Genomic DNA, 8287 nt, shown 5'->3' with positions numbered 1-8287 from the left:
TGCACCCCCACCCCCCCCCCGCCCCCCCCCCCCCCCCCACCGCCCGCGCCGCCGCCCCCGCCGACCCCAACGCCTCACCACCCCCGCGGGGGGCGCCACGCGCGCCGCGCCCGGCGTGGGGTCACCCGAAACCCGTTCGATCGCAAGGAGGTCCGCCACCATGACCCACGACACGCTCGACCCCGACGACACCCTCGCCCGGTTCCGGGCACTCCAGCACCGCATCGACGCCGAGATCACCGCCTACAACGCCGACGAGGACCGCGTCGAACCGGCCCGCGACAGCGCCGACCACCACGACCGCCTCGAACAGCTGTACCGCGACGCCAGCGACCTCATGGCCGCCCTCGACACCCACCTCACCACCGGCGGACCCCTCCCCACCGCCTGGAACCCAATCGGAACGCCCGCCCGTGCATCAGCGGCAGATGTGCCCGCCGACAGGAACGACCCGAATGGCCCCTGACACGACACACCCTCCGACCCGTTCCGCCGCCCGCGCGGCGGCAGGACGGACCGGCACCTCACCCACACCCACCGGAAGGAAACCCGCCACCATGACCACGCACCCGCCCACCGGCCCGGCCCGGGAACAGGCCCTCACCGCCCCGGCCCTCGCCGCGATCGTCGCTGAGATCGCCCGCCGCGCCCCGCACGTGCGGTACGTCGAATTCGATTGGGCCGCTTACGGAGGACTCGACGCCCACGCCTTCCTCGACGCGCGTGGCGCCGAGGTCAAGGCACCGGGGCTCGCCGGCGACCTCGCCCAGTGGAGCACCGACCTGCGCTCCCCGGACCTCGCCGGAATGGTCCCGATCTCCTCACACGGCCCGTTCCTGCTCGACCTGCACACCAGCCACCCCACACCCGCCCCGCCGCCCCGACCGGACCCGGCACCGGCTGAGGACGGCTCGACGACGCCGGTCACGGTGCTCGATGCCTCCTGCCCGGTCCTGGTCGGTGACGAGGTCACCTTCGCCGACCGCCCCGCCCTGCGGGGCGAGGTGGTCGAGGTGTTCTTCCGCGAGGGCCTGCTCGAATGCACGGTGCGCACAGCGTCCGGCGAGCGTGTCCCGGTCCGCCCGTGGGAACTGCTGCCCGCCGCTGGCGCGAGTGACCAGTGGCGAGACCGGATGCACGCCCTCCAGCGCGGCCACGCCACCGCGCTCGTGCGACAGCGCGCCCACGCCCTGGCCGAGCGCGCCGACGCCCTGTCCCGCAAACTCGCCGCCCTCGCCCGCGACCTGTGGCAGGAACACCTTCCCGACCACGGCGATGACACCACGACCGAACTCGACGCCCGCGACTTCGACGAGGCCCTCGACGAACTCCGCGAACTGCGCGCCGAACTGGCCGCCGCCGACCTGATCCGAGCCGACTGACCACACCGCCCGATCTCCCGAAAAGTACTGCGACAGAAAGGAGTACGACCGTGCGCACGATCGGATATTGCGAACGCTGCCGGAAATTCCGGACCGTCACCATCGCGGCGCGAAACCTGATGCGGAACCGCCTGATCGGCGTCTGCGACGAGTGCACCACCCCCAGCACCGGACACCCGGCGCGGCCCGGACCCCCACAGCGCCAACCGTATTCGACACAACCCGGCCGAGAGGAACTCGTGATGACCAACCCGACACCCGACCCCGCACAGCCCACCCGGGCCGCCGACCTCAGGCCCGCCGGAGACCCGGACTGCCCGGTCCAGGTCGGTGACAAGGTGACGCCCCGCCACACCCGGCATGTCGCCGCGCGGGTGGTGTATGTCCACACCGGCGACGACGCGCTCACGACCTGTTTCGTGGAAACCCCGGGCGGCATACGGTATTTGACGTATCCGTGGAGGCTGGCCCCTGCCGACCCGGCCGTCGACCGCACCGACTGGCAGGCGCGGATGGACCGGTTCCGCGAGATCCAGCGCGACCGGGTGCGCCACCGGTTCCAGCAACGCCAACTGCAAGCCATGCACCACCTCACCGTGCTCACCCGGCAGCTCGAGGCGATCGCGACCGCGGTGCGCACCGCCGACCTCCCCGGCACCGCCGTCATCGACGACGAACCGTGGCGGGCCGAGTTCACCGCGACCGAACTCGACGAGGAATTCCGGCAGCTCGCCGAATACCGCGAGACCGTGCTCGAGGCCGAACTGTTCACCGCCGAGGAATTCCCACACCACCTCGCCCACCCGCTCGCCCCGCCTGCGCCCCCGGCACCGGCCGAGGACACGGGGCGGGGAGCGCGGTCATGACCCCGCAAGCCGCCACCGGGGTGTGGACGGTGTGGGTGGCCGGTCCCGCACGGCACGACGGCGAGCCCCCGCACTGCTACGCCATCGACGCCGACACCCTCACCGACGCCAAACAGCGAGCCTGGCTGGCACACCTGTGGGTCGAAACCTCCGAACACGGCCTGGTCGCGGCGGGCGAGACCGTGCCCGACCGGCCCGCCGACCACACCGCACCGGGACCGGCCGGGCGTGGCGAGGACGTCGTCGTGATCGACTGCCCGGCCTACCCCTGCCACGCGGGCACCCCGTTCGTGTGCGGGGACCCGGGCCACGACTGGCCGGTGCCCGCACCACCGGCCTGCCGCTGCGGCTGGAAGTGGCATCGCCTGCGCTGGAACGAGGTACAGCCACCGATCAGCCGCGACCAGCTGGCCGCACTCGGCTACCCGGTCCGCCACCCGCCACCGGAGGAGAACACCTGGTGAACGTGCCGAGGCCATAGCCCCCCGCCATAGCGAGTTGCCAGCTCGCGGCGAACCCGAAACCCGTTGTGTGCCGACAGCATTCACGCTGTCGGCACACAATGAGCTTCGGGCCCAATCCGACTACTGGCCTCCGCACCGTCGCTCCGCACCTTTCGAATGGTGCGCCGCGGCAACAGAAGTGCGTGTTCGGGCGATTGCAGTTGCGTGAAGCCACACGAGGCAGCCGGTCTGGTACTCACTTTCGTCGGCACGATCGCCGGTGTCGTCGCGGCATGGGCGGGGGTGGCTCAGCTTCGACTCGTACAACGAGCGCATCAGCCCGCGCGCAAAGAGCCACCGGCGCCCTCGGTGACGGCTCCTCGTCGAGGGCCGGCGAGTCCCCGGCTCGTTCCGGCTGCCCTCGTCGTGATACTCGTGCTCGCTTACCCCACGTGCAGGTGGACGCGGGTGGGATAGCTCGAATCGGCGTCGGTAATGGCGTAAACGTTCACTTCATCCTGGAGGAGTTGCAGAGCCTTAGTGGATTTATCCGGGCTGTGCGCGCTGACACTCAGTTTGTCCAGGAGTGCTGCATACTTGTCGACGTCGCGTCTTCTGTCGATGTAGAAGGCGCTGGTGAGCTGTTCTATGTAGACGATGTCGGGGTGTATGGGGTCTCGGAATCGCAGCATGCTGAAGGACGAATCGTGGACCTGTACGTTCTTTCGGACGGGCACTATCTGAATGACAATGTTGGGCCTGTCGTTCATTTCTACCAAGTGCGCAATTTGGTCGCGCATCACGGCAGTTGTCACTGGGCTGCGCAGCAGGGCCATTTCGTCGATCATCGCCCAAAGATGCGGCGGGCGAGGCATTTCGAGCACCCGTTGCCTTTCCATGCGCAGGTGTACGCGTCGTTCCGTCTCTACACTGTCGCCCGCTACGCCGATGATCGCTCGGGCATAGTCCTCGGTCTGTAGCAGACCCGGAATGAACTGAGCCTCGTATGTGCGAATAGCGGTCGCGGTTTGCTCGAGATGCAGATACTTCCTGAACCAGCTCGGGAGAATATCGTCGTAACGCGTCCACCATCCGGAATTGCTGGACTCTGTGGCGAGCCTGGTGCATTCCCGAATGGTCCGGGGGTCGTCCACCTTGTAGAGCCTGAGCAAGCGGGTTATCTCTTCTTTACCGAATGCGACTTGGCCGAGTTCGAGCATGCGGATGTCGAGCGAGGAACAACCGAGCAGTTTTCCCGCCCTCTCCCTGGTGAGATTTCTTTGTTCTCGAAGTTGTCTCATATACCGGCCGAGTGCAATTCGCAGGACGGTCGGCGCGGGGCGCTCACCATGGGCGCGATCAGAACGCACCGATGACTCACCAGGTGATACCGAGCGGATCGGTTCGAACTCATACGCCGGTGGAGTGTCGGTCAACGATGAGTACGCAATCAGCGATTGGCTGATATCGGCCAGCGCTCGCGTGAGCCGCCCAGCATGGTCGACCTGGCCTGCGGTGGCGAGTTCGGTGGCTACCCGGTACGCGTCGCTCAGTGCGCGCATCCACGCGGTCGGATTGCACTCGCCGCCGTCCTGTGGCGGCGCACCTTTCAGGGTGGGTTCGCCACCGCCGAGGATCGCCTTGGCGCTACCCGGCTCCCAGGCGAGCCCCTGCTCCAGCAACGCAAGCGTCCCCTCCGAGACGCTTTGTCTCACACCGCGTTCGAGATCACCCAGCAAGCGATAGCTCAGCGCGGTCACGTCGGCGAGGGCTCGGCGTGAGTCCATACCGAGCGATTCACGCCGCGTCACGATGTACTCGGCCAGCCTCTTCCAGTCGTCCGGCGCATCCATGAGGAAACTATGCCACGTACCCGCCTGGGATCCCACCCTTGGCCCAAGTCGACCACCTGGCAATATGGGCAATATATTCCACTGTGGCAGGATGTAGCGTCTTCTTCTGCTGAGGGTTGGATGTGGCGGGAGCCAGCCGCTATGGCTACGATTCCAGCCATGTCCATCGTTTCGAACGAGGTGCCGCTCCCGGGGGCGAGTCGGATCTTCCGGGCCGCTGCGGGAGTTGCTGGTCGTGCACTATCGCCTGGTGGCTGCGACCGGCATCTAGACAGCCCATAGTCTCTGCGGCAGCACGCCGAGCAGCGCATCGTCCGCGTGGCGGCGACCAGCAACTCGGCTCCGACTCTTCGCCGGGCCTCGCATGCTGACGTCCTGACACCAGGACGGCCCCGGCCGCAGAATGCTCTCGTCATCGAATTTCGAACGGCCCCACCCGTCGCAACCGGGTGAGGCCGTGTCCGCTTCGGTTCCTTGCAAAACACGAAAGCAGATCTATGTTATCGAACAAGGTCAGTTCATTGGTGTCCGAAAGCAGTGGTGTAGGGCACTCTGATGTCGGCATCCGCCGCATGCGGGCGACCCTCCGCGCAGCCGCACGACGGCTCGCCACCTACCTGCTCGCCAGGATCGCCGGCGGCGGCCCGCAGAGGGGCGAACGCCAGGCTCCGCGCTGCGCGTGTGTCGGCTGACCGCGCGCACTCGCCCGTCACTCATTCGTCCGGCACTGCACCATCGCTGCGCATCGGGCAGAGCGCCCTTTGCGCTGCTCAACTCCACCAATCATGAACTCGCGACAGGATTTCGATGACTATCTCGCCCAACCCGGCGACGGCGCTGTACAACCTTCTCCAGCAGGTCAAGAACAGCCAGGGCACCACCATCCAGAAGGGATGGGAATTGGTCTTGGGCCAACCTGTGGGGACAGCGGAGTTCGCCCGGCGCCACGCCGCGGTCGTCATGCTGTTCACCGACGTTCATCAGCGGGTACTCGGGCTCGCCAAGCATGATCAGGACCGGGAACGGTATCTGCAGTACATCCCGCGCTGGTACGACGCGGTTGTGCCGCGCACCGCATGGAGCAGCGTCCAGCGCCCGGCCACAGGGCTCATCGACTCCACGATTCTCGATCACCTAGCCGGTCTCGGTACCCTCTTCAGGCTGATGGACCAGCAGTCCAGCGAGACCGTGACCGCCGACGCCGCGCACCGGCTCCGCACCGCACTCGGTGAATGGCGCATGCTGTTGGTCGACGCGGACCTTCCGCCGTTGCTGCACAACGAAATTCGTGGGCATATCGACCACATCGAGTGGTTGTTGGACAACATTCGCCTCTTCGGCAGCAATCCCGTGATCGCCAGCGCGAACCAGCTGTTCGGCTGCGGAGTCAAGATCATGGGTACGCGCCGGTCAGCTGTGAAACGAGCGGGTGCCGCCATGGCCGCGGTCGTCGCCTTCCTCGCGTCCACACAAACAGGGATCGACACAACGAACGACCTCCTCGCAGGACTGACCGAAATGCGCGAGCACGCACAGGAACTGATCCAAGGCCCACAACACACCCTCGACGACCAGCCCCGCCTGCCCGCCGCACCCATCACCGACGAGGCCACCGTTCACGACGCAGAAATCATCGAGGACCATCCGCACCCGTAACCCAGCCGCCGCGTCCGGCCGCCGATAGCCCGGCATAGCACGCAGCCACGCCTGGAGCATGCCCGGAACTCGTTGCGAGCCGACGGTATTCACCCTGTCGGCTCGCACGAGCGTCGGTCCAGCGCCCGGCCTCTGCGTAGCGGACACCGCCGCGACCGTCCGTAACCTGGTGGCAGAGGGCCGATGCGGGGGTCGGGCGGTGAGGCACGGCAGCGGCGTCGTTACGTCGCGAGTTGTCCTTGGACGACTATTCGCTGGACCGATGGCCTCGCCGGCCTCCCGGGGGCCGTACTCATTGCTGCGTCGGGTCGTGGCGAGCTGTGTCAGGGCTGCTGCGTGTTCGAGAGACGCGACGGGGCGGGGTCGCGTGTTCCGGCGAGTCGTTGATTGCGGAGGCACGTTCACGATGGTTGCGCTCGGGCCGGTCGGATCGCCGTCGCGCCGGAGCCTCCGAGTGAGGACGACACCACCGAATTCGTCGGCAGAGAGCTGAACGAGGCGAGGACCGGAATACCCGGTGATCTCGCTGGTGCCGGTGCTCCATCCCGAGCTGACCGGCAATTCGAACCTCATTTCGCCGCTACCGAACTCTCGCGGGAAGTCGGACCGGTCCTCTTTGTCGCCCCCCGGATCGACTCGATTACCGGAGATGAATTGCGAGAGGAGTCGAATTCGACTCGAATAGCAAATTTCGCGGTCGGGAAGAGTGGAGAGGAATTCGGGGTAGAAAACTTTTCTATACGTACCCCCTTGACATTCATAGCCCTATCGAGCGTCCATGGTGATGGGAACACCGCCGCACCCGCCGGGTGCGCCGGTTGGCGCGGCGTGGTTTCCGTCCCGGCCGGGACATGACCGAATACCCACGAATTCCCCCACTATCAGGGAGGAACTGTCATGTCCGCTCGAAAGAAGAACACCACCAAGCGCGCCGAAACCCGCACGACCGAAACAACACCCGACCCGGCCGCTGCCGCGCCTGTATTGCGCACCGACAGCGAAAAAGCGTTGTGGGTCGCGCTGCGGAACAATCCCGGATTCACCGCCGCCGAACTGGCGGACGCGGCCGGGATCGGCGGCTCCACCGCCCGGCGCATCCTGTCCGGATGGCACAACGCCGGGACCGCGCGCCGCGACCGCGACCCGGACAACCCCCGCACCGCCGAACGCTGGGCACCCGCCGCCCCGGCCACCCCGGCCGAACCGGTCGACGGACCGGGTGCAGCGCGGCCCGAAACGAACGAGGAACCGGACAGGGACACCGACAGCCCCCCGACCGAATCCGTCACCGACGCGCCCGGCGACACCGAACCCGCGACCGGTGCGCAGACCACGCCGGAATCGGCCGCAGCGGGCGACATGGGCGGCGAAACGGCCGCCCCGGCCACCGGCACCGAGGACGGTGGACCGGATGTGGCTGCGGGGCAGCAGAACTCACCCGGGGAGAAGCTGGCTCCGGGTGCGTTGCGGGCGCAGGTGGAGAAGCACCTGCGCGACGCCCCTGGCACCGAGTTCACCCCGCACCAGATCGGGAAGGTGCTGGGGCGCAGCAGTGGCGCGGTACACAACGCCCTGGTCAAGCTCACCACTGTGGGCACCGCCCGCCAGACCTGCGAGCGGCCCAAGAAGTTCGCCCTCGCGACCGGCCGGTAATCCGCTGTGACGGTCCGCCGCGAACGACTGGTGTTCCCCGGACCGGCCACAGCCCTCACCCAGCTCGCCCCCTTATCAGTCATCGATCATTTTCGAGAAAGGCCCTGATTGTCATGAACGAGATCACCCGCACCACTGCCGGTCTCGCCGCTGTGGCGGTCGCGTTGCACGAGGTGTTCGATACCTCGACCCACACCCCCGACAGTCTCGAGTTGTGGGTGGCCCTCGCGGAGGAAGCTGCGCGCCAGCTCGCCGCCGATACCGCGCCGCCGCAGTGGATCCCGGTGTTCACGATGTACCGCAAGCTGCGCACCGAGGCCCGGTTCCATCCCGGCACCGGACGGGTGGAGGTCCTCACCGGGCCGCTGGCGCAGACCACCAACCTCGACCTCGACCGCGCGGCCCGCGCGGTCGCCGCGGGCCAATACCATTGC

The 8287-nt window shown here is 67.4% G+C and carries 8 protein-coding genes; 7 read left to right on the top strand and 1 reads right to left on the bottom strand.

From position 1 onward, the window contains the following. Positions 1-160 precede the first annotated feature (160 nt). The 4 genes from QH470_RS05720 to QH470_RS05705 all read left to right on the top strand — a co-directional run bounded on the left by QH470_RS05720 (position 161) and on the right by QH470_RS05705 (position 2712). Positions 161-466, top strand: coding sequence for a hypothetical protein (locus QH470_RS05720; RefSeq protein WP_280271206.1), 306 nt, complete (start codon positions 161-163; stop codon positions 464-466). 91 nt (positions 467-557) lie between these two features. Next, on the top strand, positions 558-1382 hold the full coding sequence (locus tag QH470_RS05715; RefSeq protein WP_280271205.1) for a hypothetical protein: 825 nt from the start codon (positions 558-560) through the stop codon (positions 1380-1382). 50 nt (positions 1383-1432) lie between these two features. Continuing rightward, a complete protein-coding gene (locus QH470_RS05710; protein WP_280271204.1) occupies positions 1433-2248 on the top strand; it encodes a hypothetical protein in 816 nt (271 codons plus the stop codon). Further along, the gene (locus QH470_RS05705) at positions 2245-2712 is read left to right on the top strand and encodes a hypothetical protein (RefSeq protein ID WP_280271203.1); all 468 of its coding nucleotides are present in this window, start codon (positions 2245-2247) and stop codon (positions 2710-2712) included. The genes QH470_RS05710 and QH470_RS05705 overlap by 4 nt, the downstream gene beginning before the upstream one ends. A gap of 422 nt (positions 2713-3134) precedes the next feature. On the opposite strand, the gene QH470_RS05700 is transcribed toward QH470_RS05705, so the two are convergent. Next, entirely contained in the window at positions 3135-4544 is a 1410-nt protein-coding gene (locus QH470_RS05700) for a helix-turn-helix domain-containing protein (RefSeq protein ID WP_280271202.1), read from the bottom strand. Positions 4545-5351: 807 nt separating this feature from the next. Between QH470_RS05700 and QH470_RS05695 the strand changes: the two genes are divergently transcribed. From QH470_RS05695 to QH470_RS05685, 3 genes are all read left to right on the top strand, one after another. After that, positions 5352-6200: a hypothetical protein gene (locus QH470_RS05695; RefSeq protein ID WP_280271201.1), complete on the top strand. Its 849-nt coding sequence runs from the start codon at positions 5352-5354 to the stop codon at positions 6198-6200. A gap of 897 nt (positions 6201-7097) precedes the next feature. Then, complete coding sequence (locus QH470_RS05690) at positions 7098-7853, top strand: hypothetical protein (protein ID WP_280271200.1); 756 nt, start codon at positions 7098-7100, stop codon at positions 7851-7853. Positions 7854-7966: 113 nt separating this feature from the next. Next, positions 7967-8287: hypothetical protein (locus tag QH470_RS05685; RefSeq protein ID WP_280271199.1), on the top strand; the 321-nt coding region annotated here is incomplete at its 3' end.

Origin of the sequence: Nocardia wallacei (assembly GCF_029868745.1) — a bacterium.
GTDB classification, from domain to species: Bacteria; Actinomycetota; Actinomycetes; order Mycobacteriales; family Mycobacteriaceae; genus Nocardia; species Nocardia wallacei_B.
Note: the sequence above shows the minus strand (reverse complement) of the source record. Positions and strands in the feature narration are given on the sequence as shown.